Source organism: Paenibacillus sp. LS-5 (assembly GCF_056121505.1).
In genome coordinates, this window is the sequence record NZ_JBWAVA010000003.1 from 158,198 (window position 1) to 182,246 (window position 24,049).

At 53.4% G+C, this 24,049-nt stretch carries 21 protein-coding genes; 8 read left to right on the forward strand and 13 right to left on the reverse strand.

The window, feature by feature from the left end:
• Positions 1 to 38: 38 nt before the first annotated feature.
• From AC0MA3_RS06270 to AC0MA3_RS06285, 4 genes are all read left to right on the forward strand, one after another.
• A complete protein-coding gene (locus AC0MA3_RS06270) occupies positions 39 to 362 on the forward strand; it encodes a hypothetical protein (protein WP_379156863.1) in 324 nt (107 codons plus the stop codon).
• A gap of 41 nt (positions 363 to 403) precedes the next feature.
• Entirely contained in the window at positions 404 to 1,285 is an 882-nt protein-coding gene (locus AC0MA3_RS06275) for a helix-turn-helix transcriptional regulator (RefSeq protein WP_474655529.1), read from the forward strand.
• 129 nt (positions 1,286 to 1,414) lie between these two features.
• Positions 1,415 to 1,891 (forward strand): DsrE/DsrF/DrsH-like family protein, encoded by a 477-nt coding sequence (locus AC0MA3_RS06280; RefSeq protein WP_379156856.1) that lies wholly within the window; start codon positions 1,415 to 1,417, stop codon positions 1,889 to 1,891.
• Positions 1,892 to 1,985: 94 nt separating this feature from the next.
• Positions 1,986 to 3,497 carry an aminotransferase class V-fold PLP-dependent enzyme gene (locus AC0MA3_RS06285; RefSeq protein ID WP_474655530.1) on the forward strand — a complete coding sequence of 504 codons (1,512 nt, stop codon included), beginning with the start codon at positions 1,986 to 1,988 and terminating at the stop codon, positions 3,495 to 3,497.
• Here AC0MA3_RS06285 and AC0MA3_RS06290 read toward each other — a convergent pair.
• The 5 genes from AC0MA3_RS06290 to AC0MA3_RS06310 form a co-directional block, all read right to left on the reverse strand.
• Complete coding sequence (locus AC0MA3_RS06290) at positions 3,483 to 4,127, reverse strand: TVP38/TMEM64 family protein (protein WP_474655531.1); 645 nt, start codon at positions 4,125 to 4,127, stop codon at positions 3,483 to 3,485. The genes AC0MA3_RS06285 and AC0MA3_RS06290 overlap by 15 nt on opposite strands.
• A gap of 161 nt (positions 4,128 to 4,288) precedes the next feature.
• On the reverse strand, positions 4,289 to 4,528 hold the full coding sequence (locus tag AC0MA3_RS06295) for a hypothetical protein (protein ID WP_474655532.1): 240 nt from the start codon (positions 4,526 to 4,528) through the stop codon (positions 4,289 to 4,291).
• Entirely contained in the window at positions 4,529 to 5,956 is a 1,428-nt protein-coding gene (gene hydA, locus AC0MA3_RS06300) for a dihydropyrimidinase (RefSeq protein WP_474655533.1), read from the reverse strand.
• A 2-nt stretch (positions 5,957 to 5,958) separates the two neighbouring features.
• The gene (preA, locus tag AC0MA3_RS06305) at positions 5,959 to 7,248 is read right to left on the reverse strand and encodes an NAD-dependent dihydropyrimidine dehydrogenase subunit PreA (protein WP_474655534.1); all 1,290 of its coding nucleotides are present in this window, start codon (positions 7,246 to 7,248) and stop codon (positions 5,959 to 5,961) included.
• A 68-nt stretch (positions 7,249 to 7,316) separates the two neighbouring features.
• On the reverse strand, positions 7,317 to 8,708 hold the full coding sequence (locus tag AC0MA3_RS06310) for an NAD(P)-dependent oxidoreductase (RefSeq protein ID WP_474655535.1): 1,392 nt from the start codon (positions 8,706 to 8,708) through the stop codon (positions 7,317 to 7,319).
• Positions 8,709 to 9,040: 332 nt separating this feature from the next.
• Here AC0MA3_RS06310 and AC0MA3_RS06315 point away from each other — a divergent pair, with 332 nt between their 5' ends.
• On the forward strand, positions 9,041 to 10,729 hold the full coding sequence (locus AC0MA3_RS06315; protein WP_474655536.1) for a PucR family transcriptional regulator: 1,689 nt from the start codon (positions 9,041 to 9,043) through the stop codon (positions 10,727 to 10,729).
• On the opposite strand, the gene AC0MA3_RS06320 is transcribed toward AC0MA3_RS06315, so the two are convergent.
• From AC0MA3_RS06320 to AC0MA3_RS06345, 6 genes are all read right to left on the reverse strand, one after another.
• A complete protein-coding gene (locus tag AC0MA3_RS06320) occupies positions 10,695 to 12,062 on the reverse strand; it encodes an aminotransferase (protein WP_474655537.1) in 1,368 nt (455 codons plus the stop codon). The two genes, AC0MA3_RS06315 and AC0MA3_RS06320, sit on opposite strands and share 35 nt — an antisense overlap.
• A gap of 34 nt (positions 12,063 to 12,096) precedes the next feature.
• Entirely contained in the window at positions 12,097 to 13,560 is a 1,464-nt protein-coding gene (locus tag AC0MA3_RS06325; protein WP_474655538.1) for a CoA-acylating methylmalonate-semialdehyde dehydrogenase, read from the reverse strand.
• Positions 13,561 to 13,653: 93 nt separating this feature from the next.
• Positions 13,654 to 14,760 (reverse strand): ABC transporter substrate-binding protein, encoded by a 1,107-nt coding sequence (locus tag AC0MA3_RS06330; RefSeq protein ID WP_474655539.1) that lies wholly within the window; start codon positions 14,758 to 14,760, stop codon positions 13,654 to 13,656.
• Between the two features lie 145 nt (positions 14,761 to 14,905).
• Entirely contained in the window at positions 14,906 to 15,808 is a 903-nt protein-coding gene (locus AC0MA3_RS06335; RefSeq protein WP_474655540.1) for an ABC transporter permease, read from the reverse strand.
• Positions 15,808 to 16,620, reverse strand: a complete 813-nt coding sequence (locus AC0MA3_RS06340; RefSeq protein ID WP_474655541.1) for an ABC transporter permease — start codon at positions 16,618 to 16,620, stop codon at positions 15,808 to 15,810. Before AC0MA3_RS06340 ends, AC0MA3_RS06335 begins: the two co-directional genes overlap by 1 nt.
• A 2-nt stretch (positions 16,621 to 16,622) precedes the next feature.
• Positions 16,623 to 17,405: an ABC transporter ATP-binding protein gene (locus AC0MA3_RS06345; RefSeq protein WP_474655542.1), complete on the reverse strand. Its 783-nt coding sequence runs from the start codon at positions 17,403 to 17,405 to the stop codon at positions 16,623 to 16,625.
• 348 nt (positions 17,406 to 17,753) lie between these two features.
• Here AC0MA3_RS06345 and AC0MA3_RS06350 point away from each other — a divergent pair, with 348 nt between their 5' ends.
• Positions 17,754 to 19,346 carry a histidine kinase N-terminal 7TM domain-containing diguanylate cyclase gene (locus tag AC0MA3_RS06350; RefSeq protein WP_474655543.1) on the forward strand — a complete coding sequence of 531 codons (1,593 nt, stop codon included), beginning with the start codon at positions 17,754 to 17,756 and terminating at the stop codon, positions 19,344 to 19,346.
• Positions 19,347 to 19,584: 238 nt separating this feature from the next.
• On the opposite strand, the gene AC0MA3_RS06355 is transcribed toward AC0MA3_RS06350, so the two are convergent.
• Positions 19,585 to 20,451, reverse strand: a complete 867-nt coding sequence (locus AC0MA3_RS06355) for an MBL fold metallo-hydrolase (protein WP_474655544.1) — start codon at positions 20,449 to 20,451, stop codon at positions 19,585 to 19,587.
• Positions 20,452 to 20,628: 177 nt separating this feature from the next.
• On the opposite strand from AC0MA3_RS06355, the gene AC0MA3_RS06360 reads away from it, so the two are divergent.
• Together AC0MA3_RS06360 and AC0MA3_RS06365 are read left to right on the forward strand one after the other, a co-directional pair.
• Complete coding sequence (locus AC0MA3_RS06360) at positions 20,629 to 21,471, forward strand: DUF72 domain-containing protein (RefSeq protein ID WP_474655545.1); 843 nt, start codon at positions 20,629 to 20,631, stop codon at positions 21,469 to 21,471.
• A gap of 108 nt (positions 21,472 to 21,579) precedes the next feature.
• On the forward strand, positions 21,580 to 23,127 hold the full coding sequence (locus AC0MA3_RS06365) for an alpha-amylase (RefSeq protein WP_474655546.1): 1,548 nt from the start codon (positions 21,580 to 21,582) through the stop codon (positions 23,125 to 23,127).
• Positions 23,128 to 23,414: 287 nt separating this feature from the next.
• Here the strand turns inward: AC0MA3_RS06365 and AC0MA3_RS06370 are convergent, their stop codons facing one another.
• Positions 23,415 to 24,023 carry a biotin transporter BioY gene (locus tag AC0MA3_RS06370; protein ID WP_379156802.1) on the reverse strand — a complete coding sequence of 203 codons (609 nt, stop codon included), beginning with the start codon at positions 24,021 to 24,023 and terminating at the stop codon, positions 23,415 to 23,417.
• Between the last annotated feature and the right edge of the window lie 26 nt (positions 24,024 to 24,049).

Genomic DNA, 24,049 nt, shown 5'->3' on the forward strand with positions numbered 1-24,049 from the left:
ACAGCCTGATGTTAAACCGAAAGGAATTTGAGAAACATATGAATACGCTAACAACCCCAGAATGGATTGCAACCCTTGCTTTCGCGCTGATTCTTGCCTTAATCGCATTTCGCGTGATCCGCGGCATGCCAACAATGGCTGGAGATATTACCGCTTTCCGTAAAAGAACTTTGGTCTGGACTCAAGTCGCGCTTGTACTGACAGTGCTCCAGCTCAACTTCAAAGCAGGGGACTGGCGTTTTGGGATCATCCTCGGTCTCATTGTGCTGTTCACCGGCAGTATTTGGCTGGCCGCCCGCCGTTATGACTTGCGCCACCCCAAGAATATAGAATCTGCAGAACAGGATTCAAGCGCGGAATAGCCTGAGCATTCTCAAGTTCACATTCTATAGGGAGGGATTCTGTGACACACAAAAACAGCCACGGGGTCTACGGCTTCCGCTTCAATGAGCCGGACCGTCTACCGCTCTGCAATCTCTTTGCAGTCGGACATGAGATCGTGACAGATTCTTCCTATCACTGGAATGGCATGAGCCGTACGGATGGCCCGCTGCTGCTGTTCCAATATACCGTAGAAGGACAAGGAATGTTCGAGACAGAGCTGGGGACCCACCGCATCGGCCCCGGGCGGGCGTTCCTCACTGAAATCCCCGGCAGCCACCGTTATTACCATCCGGGTGATTCGGTGCCATGGGAGTTTTATTTCCTGCTCTTCAGGCCGCAGCCTCTTCTCCCGCTATGGGAAGACATTAAGTCCAAGCTCGGAGAGGCGCCGGCCATTGTCCCGGGCAGCAGGCCAATCCGTATCCTGCGCGATATTGTCCGTGAAGCCCATTCGGGAAGAATCTCAGATCCCTACATTGCCTCCTCCCTGCTGCATCAATTCATGATGGAGCTCGGCAGACTCTCTTTGGGCGGACCACGGGATGCAGTGGAATGGCCTGCTGCTATTCGGGATTCTGTCCAATTCATCGAAACCCACTACAGCTCCATGATCGGCCAGGAGCAGCTAGCCGAGCAAATGGGACTCTCCAAATTCCACCTGCTGCGTACATTCAGCAAATATGTCGGCCTGACCCCCAATGAATACTTGAACCGGACCCGGATTGAACGCGCTGTAGAACTCCTGAGCACCACCGACTGGAGCATTGAGAGCATTGCATCCCAGGTTGGATATTCCAGCGGCAGCTATTTCATCAAGGTGTTTCAAAAGCTGACTGGCCAGACGCCAGGCTCGTTCCGTTCGGGAAGCGGCGGGTTGAATTACAGCCGCCTCTTTTTCTAAACTGAGCTCTATCCCTCCAAATAGAACGTGGTTAAGGCATAACTGCGGACAACCTGTGACCGGAAGCATACTTCTCCTCTCCACAACCATACTAATGACATCTTGGGTGTCTATGGAGGGATAAGAGGAATGGGTAAACGAATGAACCTGCTGATGTTCAGCGGGGAGTATGACAAGGCAATGGCGGCGCTGATTCTAGCCAATACCGCCCGGGATATCGACGTCGAAGTCACGATGTTCTTCACGTTCTGGGGATTGTTCCTGGTACGGGATCCGGACAAAATGACACTGGAGGATAAAACGATTTACGAAAAGCTCATGGATGTGATTACCCCGAAGGGGCCGGAGCAGCTTCCGCTCTCGCGGATGAATTTCAGCGGCCTCGGGAAGATGATGCTGGAAGAAATGATCGAGGATCAGGGGGCGCCGAAGCTGATTCATTTTTTGAAGGGAGCCCGCCACAAGAACATCAAGTTCTATGCCTGCAAGCTCTCTGTTGAAATTATGGGCTTCAAGCCGGAGGAGCTCCTGCCTGAGGTCGAGATTATTGATGCCGCCACTTATCTGAAGGACGCGCTTGAAAGTGATATGCAGCTGTTCATCTAGCCCGACTCTTACGGTCGGGTTCTGGGCTTTAACCTATTTCTATAAGCGGGCATATACTGGGCCATAAAGATATCATTGGCTGGAGGGATTGTCCGTGCTGAGTATCCACCGCACCACTATAGCAGAGGAGCCCGCTTCCTTGCAGGAGCATTTCGCAGCTTTTCGTGAGCATACTATTGGGAGCAGGCATGTGATTTCAACGCCTTATGGCCGGCAGCCGCTGCTCTATGCTGATTGGACAGCCAGCGGAAGGCTGTATGAACCCATTGAGCGTAAAATCCAGGAGAGCTTCGGACCCTACGTGAGCAACCCCCATACAGAATCCAATACCACCGGGCTGACAATGACCGAGGCTTATAATGAAGCGCGGAGAATCATCAGGGACCATGTGAACGCAGGGCCCGGTGATGCTCTGCTTTTCTGCGGAAACGGCACTACAGGCGCAGTAAATAAACTGATGAGGCTGATGGGCCTGAAACTTCCCGAGTGGCTGCAGGGAGAGTATGTGTGCCCCTCTGAGGATCGTCCGGTCATCTTTGTCAGTCACATGGAGCATCACTCCAATCTGCTGCCCTGGCAGGAAGGCATCGGTGATGTCATCACTGTCCCTGCCGGATCAGATGGAACGGTTGACCTGCGGCAGCTGGAGCATCTGCTGATGCTCTACCGGAACCGCCGCTTCAAGATTGGCTCCTTCACGGCCTGCTCCAACGTCACTGGAATCCTGACTCCTTATCACAAGCTCGCTGCGGCGATGCACCGCCACGGCGGAGTCTGTTTTGTTGATTTTGCTGCCAGCGCTCCATATATATCCATCAATATGCATCCTGACGATCCGCTCGAGCGGCTGGATGCTGTTTTTTTCTCACCCCATAAATTTCTGGGCGGTCCCGGCACAGGCGGAGTACTTGTCTTCGATGCAGATTTAAAGAGAGGACGGCAGCCGGATGAACCCGGCGGGGGAACCGTGATCTGGGTCGATGCCTGGGGAGGGCGCCGCTATATCCATACGGTCGAGATTGGTGAAGACAGCGGGACTCCGGGGTTCCTGCAGGCCTTCCGTACAGCGCTGTGCCTGAAGCTGAAGGATGCCATGAACGGAGCCGGCGGATTCATGATGAAGAGAGAGCAGCAGCTGTGCAGCAGACTGCTCTCCGGACTCGGAACAATCCCGGGCTGCACGATCCTTGCAGGAGAACATAAGCAGCGCCACGGCATCGTATCCTTCAATTTACAGGAGATTCATTATAATCTCGTGGTCAGATTGTTGAATGACCGGTTTGGCATTCAGGCACGCGGAGGCTGCTCTTGCGCTGGACCTTACGGTCATCATCTGCTGGGTCTTGACCGGGAACACTCCCGTGAATTTATCCAGGCTATTTATGCTGGCGATCAATCCCTCAAGCCTGGTTGGGTCCGCCTCTCCCTTCACCCTATTATGACTGATAGTGAGGTGGAGCGAATGATAAGCGCCATCCGCTGCATCACCTGCAACATCGGGGTATGGCGGCAGGATTACCGGTATAACCGCACTACTAACAGCTGGCTTCATCTTTCCGAAGAAGACGGATCCAGAGCTCCCGTCCGGGATTTATTCGTGTTGTAGCGATTCATCTGCAGAAAGAATCTTCTCACCCACCCGCGCGGCCCGGGCGAACCGGGCCTCAATAGCCTTAACCCCCCAGAGCGATCCCCCAATAAAGAGTAGTACATAGAGAATTTCCCCGGGATTCCGGATGAACCGTTCCATGTCATTTCCGATATAAGTGACAGCGAATACCATAATGGCTTTGCCTGCACACAGCGCAATCAGATACGAGCGCAGCCGCATCTGGGCCAGTCCGGCCGCCATATTGATTACAACAAACGGTCCGACCGGGAAGAGGCTGAGCAGAAAAACATAGCTGAAGCCGCTGTTGCGGACCCAGGTCATGCTCTTCGCCACTTTGGGCCGCAGCGCCCACTTCCGCAAGTAGGGGTGGGAGGCGATTTTACGGATAATCAGGAATGTAGTTACACAGCCCGCAACCAGTCCGAGCCATGAATACAAAAAGCCCAGCCACAGCCCGTACACTGCCCCATTGAGCCCTACGATTGCAATCGTCGGCAACGGCGGCACGAAAGATTTCATAAAAGTGAGACCTACTCCCGGAAGAGGCCCCAGGGACCGGTATTGCTCCAATAGCTGCCGAAGACGCTCCTCCGTAAGCCAGGACATTATATCTAAAGAAAACATTGGATTTCAGCTCTCCTCATCCATAGTTGAAATTGCTTAACATTGAGCCTCAATTATACAATACTTTTCGCTGGATGCGGTGTCTTGACGCACAACGGATGAACACGCGGACAACCAAAAGGCTGTGATCCCAAGATCACAGCCTTAACGTTTATGACAACTTACATATGCGTTTCTATGTGGACAACTGGTTTCGTTCCGGCAAAAAGCAGTGTCGTCACATGCTTGCGCGCATCGGCTGTGAGCAGCAGCAGCTCTAGAGAGCTTTTAGCCGGATCGCTGCTGGTGAACTTCACTTTCGCTCCATCCAGATCTTCATGTATACCGGTTATGGAGTAACCCTGCAGCAGCAGAGCGTCAACCTCCTGCCGTTCTTTGTCGAACTCGGCATATGCAGACATTCAGACCACTCCTCCGCTGATTTCGGCTTGGGCAGGACGCGGCGCTTCCGCTTCGAACCGTTTGCGGTGCAGGTATTTGCCTGACCCGGCCTTGCCGACAAACTGCTTGTCACGGATGACGAATTCACCCCGGCTGAGCACGGAGACGGGCTCACCCTTGACCTCCATGCCTTCAAAGGGATTATAATCCACGTTCATATGATGGGTCCCAGCAGAAAGGGTTCTTTCTACTGAAGGGTCGAATATAACGAGATCTGCATCACTGCCTACAGCAATGGTGCCTTTCTGCGGGAACAGCCCAAACAGCTTGGCGCTCGATGTTGAGATTATATCCACAAATTTATTAAGAGAAATGCGGCCTTTCTGTACACCTTCGGAGTATAGCACGCTGAACCGGTCTTCAATGGTTGGTCCGCCGTTCGGAATCTTCGAAAAGTCGCCCAGACCCAGATCCTTCTGTCCCTTGAAGTTAAATGAGCACTGGTCGGAGCCGATCGTCTGCAGCGTACCGCTCCAGAGCGCATCCCACAGCACCTCCTGGTTCCACGCTTCGCGCAGCGGCGGGGACCAGACATACTTGGCCCCCTCGAAATCCGGCTTCTCCAGTGCCGTCTGATCGAGTACGAGATACTGTGGACAAGTCTCACCGTAGACACGCAGCCCTTTACGGCGGGCTTCAGCGATCTTCCAGGCCGCTTCAGCACAGGTAACATGCACCACATAGAGCTGCGAATCGGTCAGCTCTGTCAGCGAAGCGGCCCGGCCGGTAGCTTCCCCCTCCAGCTCCGGAGGCCGGGTCAAGGCGTGATAGATCGGGTCGGTGTTACCGGCGGCCAAGGCCTGCTCCACCAGATATTCAATCACGTCGCCATTCTCGGCATGGACCATGACCAGTGCACCTTCCCGCTTGGCAGCCTGCAGCGTCTTGTACAGCACGCCGTCATCGGCCTGGAAGGTATTCTTGTAAGCCATGAACACCTTCAGCGAGGTGATGCCTTCCTTCTCAATAATCTGCGGCAGTTCGCCGAGCACGGCATCGTTCAGCTCGGAGACCATCAGATGAAAGCTGTAGTCAATGACAGCCTTATCCACCGATTTGCGGTGCCAGGTGTCTACAGCCTGCTGCAGCGGCTGGCCTTTGGTGGTCAGGCAGAAGTCAATGACCGTTGTCGTCCCCCCGTAAGCGGCGGCAATGGTTCCGGTCTCGAAGTCGTCGGCGGTTACCGTGCCGCCAAAGGGCATATCCAGATGGGTATGGGGATCGATGCCCCCCGGAAATACATAATGGCCGGAAGCGTCGATGATCTCCGCACCTGGTGCTTCCAGATTCAGACCAATTCCGGTGATAATCCCGTCTTCCACCAGGATATCTGCCTTATAGGTGTCGGCTGCGGTAACTATAATACCGTTTTTGATGATCTTCTTCATCCTTATACCACCTCCGCTTCCGAATATGCGCCGTTCAAGCCGCTGATCACTTTATTCCGCTGATTCCAGGTCATTGGCGCTGCTCCGCTGTCCAGAGCGACCATATCAATCGCACCGTCTGCCGGGCAGACAATCGAACACAGATTGCAGCCTACACAGTCTTCCTCACGCACCTGCAGAATCGCCTTGCCCTCGGCATTCGTCAGCATATCGATACATTGATGCGAGGCATCCTCGCAGGCAATATGGCATTTATTGCAGTTGATGCAGTTCTCTTCATTAATCCGGGCCACAACTTTGTAATTCAGGTCCAGATCGCCCCAGTTGGAGTACTTCGGTACCGACTTGCCGATCAGCTCCGTGACCGAAGCAAGGCCTTTGTCATCCAGATAATTGTTCAGACCGTCGATCATCTCCTCGACAATCCGGAACCCGTGATGCATTACTGCCGTGCACACCTGGATGCCCGTTGACCCCATTAGCATGAATTCGACTACATCCTGCCAGGTGGAGATGCCGCCGATCCCGGAGATCGGTACACCTACACCGCGGTCGCGGGCACATTCAGCGACCATACTGAGGGCTATCGGCTTCACAGCCGGACCGCAATAACCGCCATGCGCACCTTGACCGCCTACATTCGGAATCGTATTCCAGCTGTGGATGTCCACGCCAGCCAGGCTGTTGATCGTATTAATCAGACTGATCGCATCCGCGCCGCCCTTGACCGCGTGACGGGCTACAACCGTAATGTCAGTAATGTTCGGCGTCAGCTTCACTATGACGGGTGTTGTCGCTACTTCCTTCACCCAGGTCGTCTGGGCTTGCACCAGATCAGGCTGCTGGCCCGAGGCTGCACCCATCCCGCGTTCCGCCATGCCGTGCGGGCAACCGAAGTTCAGCTCCAGCCCATCTACGCCGACTGCCTCGACCCGCTTAACGATTTCATGCCACTTCTCCCGCTTGGGCTCCACCATCAGGGAGGCGATAATCGCGTGATTCGGAAATCTTTTCTTCGTCTCGTAGATCTCCTTCAGGTTCACCTCAAGAGGACGGTCTGTGATCAGCTCAATGTTGTTAAAGCCCGCTACGCGCTGTCCGTTAAAGTGTACCGCTGCAAAACGTGATGAGGTGTTAATAACCGGCTCTCCGAGCGTCTTCCACACCGCACCTCCCCAGCCTGCTTCAAAGGCACGCTGTACCTGATAACCGGTGTTGGTGGGCGGTGCAGAGGCCAGCCAGAATGGATTGGGTGACTTGATTCCTGCAAGATTGATACTCAAATCTGCCATTAATGTTCCCTCCCTGTCATGTAAGCCCGGCTAATCAGCCGGCCTTGTATTCGCACAGCAACCCCAATTTATACAACAGAGCCAACCACGCTATCCTGCAGGCCCGACATTTGCTTCATAATGGCATAAGCGGCATCCTTGCCCTGCTGGGCAGCGGAGACTACCATCGCTTCACCTTTGCCCGAGCCGAAGACGATATCCCCGGCGGCATAGATCTGCGGATCGGAGGTCCGGCCGGTATGCTCATCTATCTTCACAACGCCCCACTCGTGGGCAAGGCCCAGCGCTTCTATCAGATCCACCCGCCGTTTCTGCCCGATCGCCACCACAACCGCATCCACCGGCATGAGGAATTCAGAGCCTTCTACAGGCATCGGCGTCAGACGCCCATCCTTGCCGGTCTCACCGGTCAACTTCATCTGTACACACTCCAGAGCGGTCACATTGCCCAGTTCATCCCCGATGATCCGCTTAGGCAGGGTCAGCCAGCTGAATTCCACGCCTTCCTGCTTGGCGAATTCATATTCAAAATCATAAGCCGTCATCTCCGCCAGCGTCCGGCGGTAGACCATCTTCACATTCGCGGCGCCCAGCCGCACCGAGCAGGTAGCTGCATCTATCGCCGTGTTGCCTGCACCAATGACGGCAACCCGCTGGCCCATTAGCTCCAGTGTCGGTATCCCCGTCTTCGTGCTTTCCACGAGTTCAATAGCATCGTAGACCCCGGAAAGCTTTTCTCCTTCAATACCGAGCGGCGGAACATAACCCATCCCAGCAGCCAGCACGATGGCATCATACCCGGCCTTCAGTTCTTCCACGGAGACATCCACGCCCACTTTCACTCCTGTACGGATCTCGACGCCCAGCTTCTCGACCTGTTCCACTTCCCACAGCGATATGGACTGCGGCAGCCGGAATGAGACGATTCCGTGTGTATCCAGTCCGCCGGCAAGCTCCTTAGCTTCATAGATCACCACACCATAACCTTCACGCGCAAGCTCCCTGGCTGCAGACAACCCGGCCGGACCGCCGCCGATCACCGCGACTCTTTTGCCATTCGGGACGCCTGCCTTAAATAAATCAGCCTTAGTATTGATCGCCCAATCGGTGGCATAACGCTGCAGCAGCCCGATCTGAATCGGCGCAGAAGCGTCATTCAGTACACAAGCGCCTTCACACAGTTCTTCCGTTGGACAGACACGCGCACAACTGGCACCAACCGGATTGGCGTCCATGATGGTCTGAGCCGAACCCTTCAGATTGTCTGTGGCAATACGTTTAATGAAAGAGGGGATATTAATGCTGGTCGGGCAGGCCTTGATGCACGGGGCATCGTAACAATACAGGCAACGGTTGGATTCTTCGATTGCGCCTTTGCGGGTAAGACCAGGTTCAGCCTCGGCGAAATTGCGCATGAACATATCAGGCGTGAATGTGTATAACGGAGAAGTGTGCTCCATCCGTATCCCTCCTTCTGTATGAGTGGCTCGGCATTTACATCATGTTTGTGTTATATAATATAACATAATTACGGGTATTGCCTTAATATTTTGCTTACTTCTCAAGATTATTGTAGTAAAATGAACAATAAACCTGACTTCACTTTTCTTTTTCATCGTAACAAGTTAACTATCCTTACATGCTATATTTAAAACTATATTGAATTCCTTTTTTCGTTACATTAGACAGATTGTCTAATTTCAAAAGTGTATTTTTTACCTGTAAGAATAAGCCGGGAGTAGCACCACACGAGTCAGGGCAGCGGTTCATACATCAAGCGAGGGGGAAATTTATGGATTGGGAGCTTGTATTTACAATTCGGGATGCACTCAAAAGACCGCTGTTCGCGGAAGCGGAAATCGTCGGCGGAAGAACAGGCCTAAGCCGTGCCATCCGCTGGGTGCATGTGCTGGAGAGCGCGAGCTTTGAAAGTCTGATCCACGGGGAAGAGATGATTCTGACCACCGGCATAGGGGCAAGCGCCGATCTGCCCGCTTCCTTATCCTTTATGCAGAATCTGATCGATAAGAACGCAGCCTGCTTATGCATTGAGCTTGGTGTTTATTTCAACAGCATTCCGCAGGAAATGATTGATCTCGCCAACCAGCATGACTTCCCGCTGATTATTTTCACCCGTACTGTGCGCTTTGTAGATATCACCCTTGACCTGCATTCCCTCATTATCAACCGCCATCACCGCATGCTTCAGGAGCTCGAAAGTATCTCCCGTGAGTTCCACCGCCTGACGCTGACCTCTCAGGGCACACTCAAAGTTCTGCAATTGTTATGCAAAAGCACCCGCACGCAAATTGTATATATGCAGCCGCAAGGGAAACCCTTGTTCTTCCCGGCGCTTTCGCCCGAGGATCAAGCCCCTCTCCTGCGCTTCTTCGAAGCCTTCGGCGAAGAGATGGAAGGTGTGCAGCCGGATGCCGCCCCATATATCCGCGACTATGGCCATAAGACGATTGCGTTGAAGCCGGTAGGCGCGCTCGATCAGACCTGGGCTTATATTCTGATGGTCTGTAATCATAAGCCGCAGGAATTCGATTGTCTGCTGCTTGACTCTGCTTCGCTCTCGATTGCACAGGAGCTGCTGCGCACACGATATATGGAGGAACGCAAGCTGTTCTCGGAGAATCTGTGGGTGGATGAGCTGATTGGCGGACGGACCCAGGATGACAACCGGCTTAAAGGACTTGTGGGTCCAGACTTCAATGTCGTGAATGAGCTACCGTACCGTGTATGCCTGATCGAAATTGAAAATCCCCGTGACGTGAAATGGAACAGCTCGGAGAACGACTGGGAGTCGATTACCTTTCACCTGTCGCTCATCCTGCGTTCCATCTTCGAGAAGTATTCCCTGCGCCCGCTGATTACGCTGAAGAATAACCGCCTCACCGTCATCGCCCTCGACATCCAGTCCAAGCTGCCCGGCAAACTGCGGCTGCAGCAGGCACTGGATGCACTGCAGCATATCCGTTCCGACGAGAAGCTGAAGGATCTGCAGCTTGTAATCGGAGTCAGCAAGTCCCAACGGGGCCTGAAACACGCCTATGCGGGTTACCAGGAAGCCGTACAGGCACTGTCTCTCTATTCTTGTTATCAGAAGTCTATACTGTTCTATGAAGAGCTCGGCGTCTTCCAGCTGCTGCTGAGCCTGAATGACGGCAAGACCCTGGAGAACTTCATCCGCAGCTATCTCGGACCTCTGATTGACCATGATATCGCCAAAGGAAGCGAGCTCCTGCTGACCCTGCGTGTCTACCTCGACCACGACGGTTCCAAGCAGATCGCCGCCCGGAATTTATTCATCGTCAGACAGTCCCTTTACTACCGGCTGGACAAAATCACCGAGCTGCTGGGCGAAGACTTCATGCTTCCGGAGAACCGCATCTCCATACAAGTTGCCCTGCGTGCCTATCAGCTGCTGTATCCCGAGAAATTCACTCTGCCCAGCTCCCGTTCAGCACAGATTTAACGGTGCCAATGATGAACTGGATATCCTCATCGGTGGAGGAGAGCGGCGGTGCAAGGGTAAGCACATTATTGAAGCCCGCTACTGTATCGCCGTTCTTGCCGATGATCAGGCCCTTCGCTTTACACGCAGCGATAATCCCTTTAACGACAGCCAGATCGGCAGGTTGCTTGGTGACCTTATCCGCCACCAATTCAATACCGATAATGAGTCCGAAGCTGCGGATATCTCCTACGAGCTTGTGGTCCAGCAGCTCTGCGAACTCTGCAGTGAGCTTCTTGCCCAGAATATCCGCCCGTTCGACCAGGTTTTCCTGTTCCAGGATTTCCAGATTGCGCAGAGCAAGCGCACAGGCTGCCGGATTGCCGCCAAAAGTGTTCACATGGCGGAAATGCCCGTAGTCGTCGCCGTTATCCTTGAAGGCCTCATAGATATCCTTACGGACGGCCGTTGCCGACAGCGGCAGGTATGCACTGGTCAAGCCCTTCGCCATGGTGATCATATCCGGCTTCATACCAAAATTCTGATGCCCGAATTTACGGCCGGAACGTCCAAAGCCGCAGATCACCTCGTCAATAATCAGCAGGACTCCGTGCTTGCGGCAAATCTCCTGAACCCGGTCCAGATAGACCTGATGCGGCACAATGACGCCGCCGCCAGTAATGACCGGCTCCATAATCACCGCCGCTATCGTCTCCACACCTTCCCAGATGATCGTATCCTCAATGGCCTGCGCACTCTGAAGGTTGAACTCTTCCACAGTCATACCGGCCGGACGGCGGTAGCTGTCCGGCGGAGCCACATGCAGAAACCCGCCGCTCAGCGGTTCGTATTTATATTTCCGCTGCGCCTGTCCGGTGGCCGAGAGCGCGCCAAGCGAGCTGCCATGATAGCCCCGATAGCGGGCGATGAACTTATGGCGGTAATGCTGGCCGATCTGCTGCTGGTATTGGCGGGCTATCTTGAAGGCTGCTTCATTGGCCTCTGACCCGCTGTTGGAGAAGAAAATAACATAGTCGCCTTCGAGCCATTCATTCAGCTTCTCGGCCAGGGCGATTGCCGGCATATGGCTCTGGGTGAGCGGGAAATACGGGAGACTTAAGAGCTGATGATAGGCAGCCTCTGCCAATTCCTTACGTCCATAGCCGACATTCACACACCACAGGCCGGACATGCCGTCCAGTAATGTGTTGCCGTCGATATCCGTCACCCACGAGCCGCTGGCTGATGCGGCGATCATCGGCGGATTCTTTTCATTGTAAGGGGTAATATTATGCCATAAATACTGCTGATCCTTCTGGATAGCCAGCTCGCTATCGTTCCCCAGGCTTTGCATGACACACTCTCTCCTCTCAACATTCCATAGTAGTTTAATAACGCGCGGTAACCATTTTCTTGCGGGTATAGAACTCTACACCATCCCTGCCGTTCGCATGCAGATCTCCATAAAAGGATTTCTTGTACCCCGAGAAAGGAAAAAAGGCCATCGGCGCAGGCACGCCCAGGTTAACCCCCAGCATTCCCGCATCAATCTCTTCCCGGAATTCCCGGATCGCCTTGGCGCTGTCCGTATAAATGCAGGCCCCGTTGGCAAAAGGGGACCGATTCGTCACCGCTATGGCTTCGGCCAGATCTTTGACCCGCACTACAGCCAGCAGCGGCGCAAATATTTCATCCTGCCAGATCGTCATACCCGGCTGCACACGGTCGAAAATGGTCGGGCCGATGAAATAACCTGCTCCGCCTGCCGCACTATCCAGTCTGCCGTCGCGTACCAGCTCCGCCTGTTCTTTAACCCCCGTGTCGATATATGCAATCATACGCTCCTTGTTGGATTGGCGAATCACCGGGCCAAGGAACACGCCCTCGTCCTTGCCGTTGCCGATCTTAAGGCTATCCGCAGCCTCCTTCAGGCGGCTTACCAGCTCATCTGCGATCCTCTCATGCACAACGACTACCGAGCAGGCCATACAACGTTCACCCGCTGAGCCGAAGGCGGCGGAAGTGATGTTTTTGACTGCGTTGTCAAGATCGGCGTCGGGCAATACAATGGAATGGTTCTTAGCTCCGGCCAGTGCCTGTACCCGCTTACCGAACGAGGTTCCGTGCTTATAGACATACTCTGCAACCGGCTGGGAGCCTACAAAGGATATGGCTTTGACCTCCTCATGCTCGAGCAGGCCGTTCACCACCTCATGTGCCCCGTGCACCACATTCAGCACCCCTGGCGGAAAACCCGCTTCTTCGAACAGCTCTGCCAGCCTGTTCACCAGCAGCGGCGTGCGTTCGGAGGGCTTCAGAACAAAGGTGTTGCCGCAGGCAACCGCCAGCGGGAACATCCAGCAAGGCACCATCATCGGGAAGTTGAATGGTGCGATTCCACCAACTACCCCAAGCGGGTAGCGGTACATGCCCGACTCAACGCCTGTAGCAATATCCGGCAGCTGACTGCCCATCATCAGTGTAGGAATGCCAGCGGCAAATTCAACACATTCAATGCCGCGCTGCACTTCTCCGTGCGCTTCCTCCAGGCTTTTGCCGTTCTCCAGCGTGATCAGTCCAGCCAGCTCGTTCCAGTGCTGTACCAGCAACTGCTGGTACTGGAACAAATAGCGGGCCCGGCGCGGTACGGCAACCCTTTTCCAGGAGGAATACGCCTCTGCCGCCGCCTTCACCGCATCATCCAGCTCCTGCCGGCTAGAGATCGGCACATACGCAATAACCTCGCCGGTCGCCGGATTGAACACCTCTTCCTGCTGTCCGGAGGAAGACTCCACCCAGACGCCATTCACGTAGTTCTTTACTTTCTCCGTTTGCCTTACAAGCAGAGACATTATCTGCACCTCTTCCCCTCTTCCGGGCTGCTGATTATAATAGATGACCGCCCCATCCGGCGGTCATCTATTATGAATATAAGTGTACCTTTGTTATTTTGCCGCCATCTCCACAATTTCGTTCGTATAGGCCTCATCCACCTTGGGTGCTGTCTTGATCACGCCGAACTTAAGGGCAATATCTGCCGTCTGCTGGAACGCCGCCGCATCGGTATAACCCATCTTGGATGCGTCGAAGCCTTCCGGCTGAATCAGCTTGGCCACCTCGGTCATCATCGTCAGCTGATGCTCGCGGGTGGTGCTGCCTTCCTCAGCCAGCTTCATCACACTGTCCACCGCCGCTTCCGGGTCAGCAATCGCGTCCTTCCAGCCTTTCAGGGATGCACGGACAAACTTGGCTGCTGTTTCCTTATTGGCTTCAAGCCATTCCTTGTTGGCAAAAAGATTGTCTTCCAGCATAGCCACACCTTCATCATTCATATCGATTACATTCAGATCCTCTGCCTTGATCCCTGATTCCAGCACGACCTGATATTCGTTATAGGTCATGGCCGAAGCCGCGTCGATCTCGCCGCCGAGGAACTGGTCCATCGTGAAGCCCTGCTTCGTAAAGTTCAGATCCTTATTCGAATCCAGCTTATATTTATCGAACAGTGCCAAAATCTCAAACTCGTTGCCGCCCATCCAATTACCGACCTTCTTGCCCTTCAGGTCAGCAGGTCCGCTGATACCTGCGTCCTTCTTGGATACCAGCACCAGGCCGCTCTTCTGGAAGATCTGCGCGATCTGCACCAGCGGCATTTCCTGCTCCTGGCTGGTCAGAAGACTGGCCACCCAGTCCACGCCGATATCCGCTGACCCACCTGCAACCTGCTGCTCAGGCACAATGTCCGGCCCGCCAGGCAGAATCTCTACTTTGAGCCCTTCTTCAGCATAGTAGCCTTTGTCCTGGGCCAGGAAGTAACCGGCGAATTGCGCCTGCGGCACCCATTTCAGCTGCAGCTTGACAGTGACTGGATCTGCAGCCGGCTCTGTAGTTGCCGCTGCTTCGGGCGAAGCGGAAGCAGCTGTTCCAGTCGCCCCTTCAGCCGCCGGAGCTGTATTATTATTCTTGTTCCCACACCCAGCCAGCAAAGAAATTATCAGGATTAACGCTACTACCAACACCCCGCCACGAAACTTGCCCTTCTTCCCGTTCATCAATATAACTCCCCCTACCCGTTTGAGTTTTCCTTTCGGCTGAAGCCACAGCATGGTTACCATCGTAATGCTCTATGCACACGGTCCTCCGTAGGGGTTCTCTGTCTCCCTCTTCGCAGAAACCGGATGTAACGAATTCAGGGTATTAGGAGCGCTGGGAGGAGTGCCACTTGATGAACACTTTCTCCAGCCGTTCAACAATCAGGTAAAAGAGGACTCCGGCAATGGCCGCCAGCACGATGCAGGACCAGCCTAGCGGCATTTTGGCCACTTTGATGGAGTTGGAGAGCAGGTAGCCTAGGCCCCGTGAGGAGAAGAAGAATTCCCCGACAATGGCTCCGATCATACTCGCAGTGGCATTGATCTTCAGCGCAGTGAACACATAAGGCAGACTGTTCTGGATCCGCAGGTAGCGAAATACCGCCGGCTTGCCGGCTGCATAGGAATGCATCAGATCCAGGGCAAGCGGATCTACCGCCGCCATGCCCTTGTAGGCATTAATAGCCATCGCCGCCATCGTCGTCGCTGTAACAATCGCGGCCCGGGACCCGATTCCATCCCCGAACCACAAGTTCATGATGGGAGCGAGCGCCACAATCGGCACAGCGTTCAGCGCAGCCACCAAGGTCAGACTCCCTCCGCCCCAGCGGGGCCAGGCGGTTGCGGCCAGAGCAATCAGAAAGCCGCAGGCTGAACCGATCAGCATTCCCACCACTGCCTCGGTCAGCGTATAGCCGGTATAGGAGAGCAGCAGGCTGAGATTATCCCGCAGTGCTTCCGCAATGGCCGAGGGTAGAGGCAGCTGATATTTTTTGAGATCAAAGAGCCTGTGGAAGACCTGATACTCCCATAACAGCAGAAACAGCACACCAGCTAGCAGGGGCAGAATCACGCCAAGGTTCAGCCATTTGGTTGGTCGCCGGGGGCTATGCTGTTTCCCAGGTTCTGTTGAAATACGGTTGTTAGTTGAAGTGATTGGAGCAGGTGATGCTTCTTTACCTGATGAAGCAATGAAAGTTGCATCCCGTACAGTAGTATTGCTCTCCATCAGCGGCTGCCCCCTTTCGGACGGAATTCCGGCTGCCATGGGGCTACCAGGCGTTCCATAAGACTCATCAGCCAATAGCTAGCCATTCCGAGAAGAGCGCCAACAAGCACCGTAGACCAGAACATATACGTATGAGAAGGTCCATAATAGAGATTACGGAGCATAATAACGCCAATCCCGTGCTGTGCACCCATGAGTTCCACGAGGATCGCTCCGGTTACGGCTAGCGGAGCGGCGATCTTGAGGCCGCTAAAGAGGCCCGGCAACGCAGCCGGAAAACGCAGCTTCCAGTACACTGCCCAGGGCTTCGCGGCATAGGAGTGCATAAGCTCTACTGCCGGGAGATCCACACTCCGCAGTCCGCGAAGCATATTCAGTGCGACGGGAAAAAAGGTGATATAACCGGAGATGATAATCCGCGACACCTGTTCGTCGCGCACAATGCCATAGATGATCGGGGCCAGGCCCAGAATCGGAATCATCTGCGAAGCCACCGCATAAGGGAAAGCGAGCTGTTCAATGGTCTTCGAGAGACTCATCAGCACCGCGAGGATCACCCCGGCCGCTGCACCGATCAGAAACCCGACACCGGCATTGCCGAAGGTGGCTCCCCCCTCTTTCAAAAGCGTGCCGCTATACTTCCACAAGGTGGACGCCACTTCATGAACGTAAGGCAGCTTGGATTGGGCCAGCGGCGTCTTCGCCACATTCAGCAGCCACCAGGAGACCGCCTCCCAGGCCACCAGCAGGCCGAAGATCCAGACGAACAGCGGCAGCACGCGGTCCCGCATAAACGTACTGTTCCCCTTCATCCCTACACCCCTTCGAAGCTGTCGCGGATACGGGCGATCAGTTCAAAAAACTCCGGACTGTTTCTCATCTCCGCCGTGCGCGGGCGAGGTAGCGGTATATCCACAATAGCGGATAACCTTCCCGGATGCGGAGATAGCACGAACACGCGGTCCGAGAGAAAAATTGACTCAGGAATGCTGTGGGTTACGAAAACAATGGTGCTCTGCACTTTGCTCCAGACGGATAGAAGTTCCTCATTCAGACGCTCGCGGGTGAATTCGTCCAGTGCGGAGAACGGTTCATCCATCAGCAGGATTTCCGGTTCCATCGACAGCGCTCTGGCGATGGCTACCCGTTGCTGCATCCCTCCGCTTAGCTGCCACGGATATTTGTCTGCGAAGCCCTGCAGGCCTACGAGATCCAGCAGCTCCAGCGCCTTGTCTTCACGTATGGATTTCTTCACGCCCATCAGTTCCAGCGGCAGAGTAATATTATGCTTCACCTTTCGCCAGTCATAAAGGACCGGACTTTGGAAGACAATGCCGTATTTTTGCGCCAGACGGGCTTCACGGGCACTCTTACCGGCTACCGTAATGTCTCCGCGGGTTGGTGTTATAAGATCTGCCATCAGTCTCAGCAGGGTGGTTTTGCCGCATCCGGACGGGCCGAGCAGAGAAACAAACTCCCCTTTGGCGATATCCAGGCTCACTTGATGCAGCGCAAGCACATCGGCTGTTTCTGTCTGATAACGCATCTCGACGTTTTGCATCTGTATTTCAGGAATTCTTGTTGCGACTAATGACATTCCCAGCTCCCCCTTCGCTCCTGATTCGGATTTCATTTCTTTTTATGTCATATAAAATAACACATTATTCCCAATATCAAGCTATTATCTCTTATCGATGTAGTATTAACTAACATGTTACACTTTGCTCCGGTTACTCTCATTAGACAAAGAGTCAAATAGCATCTGCAAAATTCAGTCACTTTGTCTAGGTGGCGCCTATTTATTATTAAAAATTGCGACTTTTTCCGATACAATAGGTATATATCATCATGTATACACCGTGATGCTATCTCACTATATCTTTCATTAATCAGGAGACAATCCGCCTATGCTTATAGCTAATATTCATACATGGAGGTCTGCACGATGGGATCCATGATTTCCAATTATATTGTGATTGTTGCGATCTCCGGTGTGCTGAACGTGCTGCTGGCTGTTTTTGCCTACTATAAAAGAACAGATTTCGCAGGAACCCGCGCGTTTATCCTCAGCTCTTTCACTTCAGCAGTCTATATCTTCGGCTTCGCCTTGGAACTGTCAGGCCAGAGCATGCCGGAAATCAGCTTCTGGATCAAGGTCGAGTATCTTGGGCTGCCCTTTATTGCTCCCTCCAGCCTGATTATGATTATGTATTTCGTAGGACTGGAGCGGTTGATCCGCAAAGGACTGGTTACCGTGCTCTATGCCATCCCCTTCATCTCGGTATTGCTCGTATGGACTAACGATTATCATCATTTGTTCTATCAGTCGATGCATTTCCGGGAGGGTGCCCCCTCACCGCTGATCGATATCGTTATGGGACCCTGGTATATTGTTCAGGGCAGTCTGACTTTTGGCTGTATGCTTGCGGGCATGTGCCTGATTCTCTGGCAATGGAACCGGATGAAGCGCGTCTACCTTAGGCAGCTGTCCATTATCTTCGTCGGGCAGTTCCTCCCGGCTCTGGGGGCTTTCCTGTATTTAGTGAATGCGACCCCTTATGGGATGGACCCCGTTCCGGTGATTATGAGCGTAACCTCAACCCTCTACATTTGGGCTATCCTTTCCAGAGGCATGCTGACTGCTGCCCCTATTGCCCGTGAGAATCTTTTTGAAAGCATGCGCGACGGCGTGCTGGTTACTGATCTTTCCGATATGCTGGTAGATTTCAATCAAGCTGCTGCAGACATGCTTCAGGACCTGGATGCCTCAGTCATCGGCAAGCCTTTGGCCCAGCTCTTCCTTCCGGCGGGTCCGGACGCTGTTGATTATGTTATGAATTCCGATCCGCAGCTCAGTGAAGAACGCGAGCTGGGCTGGAATATCCACGGGGATACCCGTTATTACCAGGTTAGATCCTCACCGGTGCAGAAGCATGACGGGCATCTGGTGGGAAGGATGATCATTCTGATTGATGTCACAGAGCGGACACTGCTGCAGGAGAAGCTGCTTCAGCTGGCTACCATCGACAGCCTAACCGGTATTTACAACCGGATGCATCTAATGGAGCTCAGCCGCCAGATTCTGGAGGAGGCTGAGCTCAGCCTGACGCCAGTCTCGATCATTTTGCTGGATATCGACTTCTTCAAAAACATCAATGACCGTTACGGCCACCATTATGGAGATATGGCCCTGCAGCACCTTGTAGCCGTCTGCAGACAGCATTTGCGGGAGGGTGATGTTTTCGGGCGTTACGGGGGCGAGGAATTTGTCCTCTGTCTGCCAGAAACCCCGCTTAAGCAGGCTTCGCTGTTATCTGAAGCGATCCGTAAGGATATCGAGCACAGCCCCCTCTTAACGGTTTCCGGATCCATTAATCTGACTGCCAGCTTCGGAGTAGTGGAGTCCTCCCGCAATCACCTCTCGCTGGAAGAACTGCTCTCCGAAGCGGATCACGCCCTATATACCTCCAAACGAAGCGGGCGTAATGCGGTGCATGTATCCAGCGGCTCCTCCATCAGTCCTTTCACACCGGTATAAGCTGCTGCGGTAGCTGCCAGCCGGCGGCGCTCCAGCAACGGCGTTTTTGCTGTTGTTGGACCACTACTTTTCGAAGAGAACAGCCAAATCAACCTTATCTCAATAACAATACAGCCCCGTTTCCAGGCAGGCTTATCACCTGTTCAGAAACGGGGCTGTTCTGCGATAAGGCGTCCGCCACTACCGCGCACTTTTTTTTAGAGTGGTTTCTTCCTTAATTCTTCCTTATTTCTCTTATTCATTTCTTCCTTCCTTTGCTTCCGGCCATGAAATATTCCACACCCTGCAGCAAATCAGCCGGGAGCTCCTCAAGCTTCAGATAATCCCTCAGCTCCTGTACCACACGTTCACGGTTATGCCCAAAAACATCCACAATCCGGGCGAGACGTTCCCACGGTACCAGATCATCATGGAATTCGTCTGCGCTCATCGGTACGCCGTGCGATTCCACCACCCAGCGGGCATTATAACCATAAACAAGTCCAAGCAAATTCAGAAAACCTGTACTGCTATATTGCCGGGGACCGCCATATACGGAAGGCCCCAAGGCATCACCCAGAAAAAGAACGTCGTCTTCTTTCACGTGAAGAATACAGGAATCTGCGGAATGATCACCGCCCACATGTCTCAAATCACAGGTGACTTCGCCCAGATCCAGACTAATATTGCCCGTAAATACGATATCCGGCTTCACAACCGTTATGTCCCTGTTGCCCCTGTACTCCAGACGAATATGTCCGGCACTCTCTTCACTGAGGGTCCCGGCCTGCACCAGCTCCTCCAGACCCTCATCTGACCAGTTTCTTCCGCCAAGACTGCCCAGCGCTTCTGCTGTTCCTTCATGGGCAATGACCGGCACCTTCCAGGCGGAGATACCAAAAGAATGATCCCAATGCCAATGCGTCAGTACGATTAAATCCGGCTGCCTCATGCCACGCCTAGCCAGTTCCTGGCGGAAAAGCTCCGCGTGGTCGGGGGAATTCCCTGCATCCATCAGCAAGGTACGCCGTTCTCCGGTTATTGCTGCCAGAATGGGGCGGTCGGTCTCATGCTCTGCATGCATGATCAGAATGTGCTGACTGAGTTGCTGAAATTTATGCTTCATGTATAGCTCCCCTCCCTTAATCCCATAATCCCACAACCTAGGCGCTGTAATATACACATGTTGCATGAATTCCATATATTAATCAACTGCCTGTTGTTTGCGAACAGCGGTTTTTCGTTTAATAAGAGTTAGCCGATCCATTTAAGCCGCACTTCGAGCGGAGGAGGAGGAGATTCCATGATCAAAATCGGGCTAACAGGCTTTGGAGACCACGAGGAGCTGTACGGCAAAATCAAGCCGGCTGAACGGCTGCCTGTCTACAGCGCTCATTTTCCCATCGTGGAGATCGACAGTTCTTTCTATGCGGTGCAGCCAGTCAGAAATTACGCCAAATGGGTAGATCAGACACCGGATGAATTTCAGTTCATCGTCAAAGCATATCAGGGGATGACCGGACACCTGCGCAGCAAAAAGAATTACTTTGATACCCCCGAAGAGATGTATCAGGCTTTTCATACCTCTATAGAGCCTGTGCGGGCGGCCGGAAAGCTGGCCATGGTTCTTTTTCAATTCCCGCCCTGGTTCGACTGTACCAAGGACAACGTAGAGTTTCTGCGTGAAGCCAAGGAAAGGCTGCTCGATGTTCCATCCGCCATTGAATTCCGCAACGAATCCTGGTACAGCCCGGAAATGCGCGACAACACTCTGAGCTTTCTGGAAAAAGAGAGCTGGATCCATACTGTGGCAGATGAACCGCAGGCCGGGTCCGGGTCGATTCCCATCGTGCCGGTATCGACCCACTCTGATGCTACTTATGTCCGCCTGCACGGACGTAACATCAGCGGCTGGAACCAGAGCAGCCATCCAGATTGGCGCAAGCTGCGCTACTTGTACCGTTACAGTACGGAAGAGCTGAAGGAGTGGCGGGACCGGCTGCTTGAGCTTGAAAAAACTTGCAGCGAGCTGTATGTTGTGTTTAATAATAACTCTGGCGGAGACGCCACTGACAATGCGAAGGAGCTGCAGTCGCTGCTCGGAATCGATGGCGGTCTGGCTCCGCGCCAGCTGGATTTTTTCTAAATTGCCCGGGGGATGCCTGGAGGTCTACATAATCTCTTCTACTCCTTGCTGAAGCACTAAAGCGCTATAACTTATCCACCGTTCCATATATGAAGGAGGCCACAGGAAATGAAGAGAAACCATACTATGATGCAATTTTTCGAATGGCATGTCGCGGCGGACGGAGAGCATTGGAAGCGGCTGGCCCAAATGGCTCCCGAGCTGAAAGCGATTGGCATTGATTCCGTATGGGTGCCTCCGGTAACCAAAGCGGTCTCCGATCAGGACACAGGCTATGGTGTATACGATCTCTATGATCTGGGCGAATTTGACCAAAAAGAAACCGTCCGCACAAAATATGGCACCAAACAGGAACTGATTGACGCTATTGCCGAATGTCTCAAGAACGGCATTGCCGTGTATGTGGACCTTGTCATGAATCATAAAGCAGGCGCGGATGAAACCGAGGTCTTCGAAGTGATTGAGGTAGACCCGAATGACCGCAATAAGGAAATCTCCGAGCCTTTTGAGATCGAGGGATGGACCAAGTTCACATTCCCCGGACGCGGTGACGAGTACTCCTCCTTTAAGTGGGATCATACTCACTTCAATGGTACCGACTTTGATGCCAAAGGGAACAGAAGCGGAGTCTTCCGGATCAACGGTGAGAACAAGAGCTGGAATCAGAACGTGGATGATGAGTTCGGTAACTACGATTATCTCATGTTCGCGAACATTGACTACAGCCATGAGGAAGTTAGAAAGGAAATGCTGGAGTGGGGCAAATGGCTGGTAGATACACTGCAATGCAGCGGCTATCGTCTGGATGCCATCAAACACATCAATCATGAGTTTATTAAAGAATTCGCGGCAGAGATGACCAAGAAGCGCGGCGAGGATTTCTATATTGTAGGGGAATTCTGGAACTCGAATCTCGAAGCCTGCCGGGAATTTCTCAATACAGTTGACTATCAGATAGACCTGTTCGATGTGTCGCTGCATTACAAGCTGCATGCGGCTTCCCTTGGAGGCAGAGACTTTGATCTGACGCATATTTTTGACGACACGCTAGTCCAGACGCATCCCGGCAATGCCGTGACCTTCGTGGATAACCATGATTCCCAGCCGCATGAAGCGCTGGAGTCCTGGGTTGGAGACTGGTTCAAACAGAGCGCCTACGCCCTCATCCTCCTGCGGTGTGACGGATACCCGGTAGTCTTCTATGGTGACTACTACGGCATCGGCGGACCTACTCCGGTTGAAGGAAAAAAAGAGGCCATTGATCCCCTGTTATACGCCCGCTGCCACAAAGCCTACGGCGAGCAGGATGATTACTTTGATCACCCGAACACCATCGGCTGGGTGCGCCGTGGCATCGAAGAGGTTGAAGGCTCGGGCTGCGCCGTAGTCATCTCGAACGGAGACAACGGCGAGAAGCGGATGTTCCTTGGTGAAGAGCGGGCTGGAGAAGTATGGATCGATCTTACCCATAACCGTGAAGAGTCCGTAACCATCGGTGAAGACGGCTGGGCGGCATTCCCGGTGAACGGCGGAAGTGTCTCCGTGTGGACGCTACCGGATGCGGAAGAGGAAGAGTCTGATCCAGAGGCGAAGAATGCTGATGTGAATAGCGAAGCTGTGGACGGCGGTTCTGCGGAGGGAATTTCAATAAATTAGGTTTACTAATTCCACTTAGTATACATTTTCACCTGAGCACAACGTTCGAGACATGTTCACACTGTGGATAATGCGGGCGATTCTGCTCAAGTACGCTAAGTTTATTCGGGTTAAGTCCCTAAAGTTCAGCTAGTTCAGCTAGTTCAGCTAGTTCAGCTAGTCCAGTCCATGCCAACACTGCCACTCAGCAGCAGGAGGAACTCAGGCTTCAAACAAACAGGTGACACCGGCCATTATGGGCGGTGTCACCTGTTTGAGTTATCTCCTAAGTGGTGCGAAGCTATCCATTAACGGCGGATCGCCGCCTTCTCACCTTCGGTCCAGATATCCGGTTCCGTATTCAGGATGCGCTGAATTGGATAGACTCTCCATACGGCAGTTACAACAGCTGAGCTTAATACTGCTTTGATCAGGTCACCGGGGATGAACGGCCACATGCCTGCCGTTAATGCCTTGGAGAGAGAGGTCATGCCCGTGGAATGGGCCAGCCACCAGACCCCGCCAGGGTACACAAGCAATGCACCGAACAGGAAGTTCACGGCCAGCAGCTTCACGAATGTATATTTGGTCTGCCCCATGCGCTGTGCAGAGAAGCCAATCAGGAAGGCCGCAACTGGCCAGGAGAAGATATAACCTGCCGTTGGGCCAACGAGGACGGATAAGCCTCCGCTTCCGCCCAGTACACGAAATCCGGCTGCCGTCAGTCCAATAACAATAAGCACGGCCAGACTTCCATAGCGTGCGCCGAGAATGGAGCCGGCCAGCATAACTCCGAGTGTTCCCATCGTGATAGGCACAGCCGAGAAGGGCAGTGATATTCTTAAATAGCTAAGTGCGATCATAACTCCGGCGAACAGGGCACTGAAGATCAGGCCGCGAGTCGTCCATTTTCTCATGAGTAGGATTACCCCCATTTTTTTAG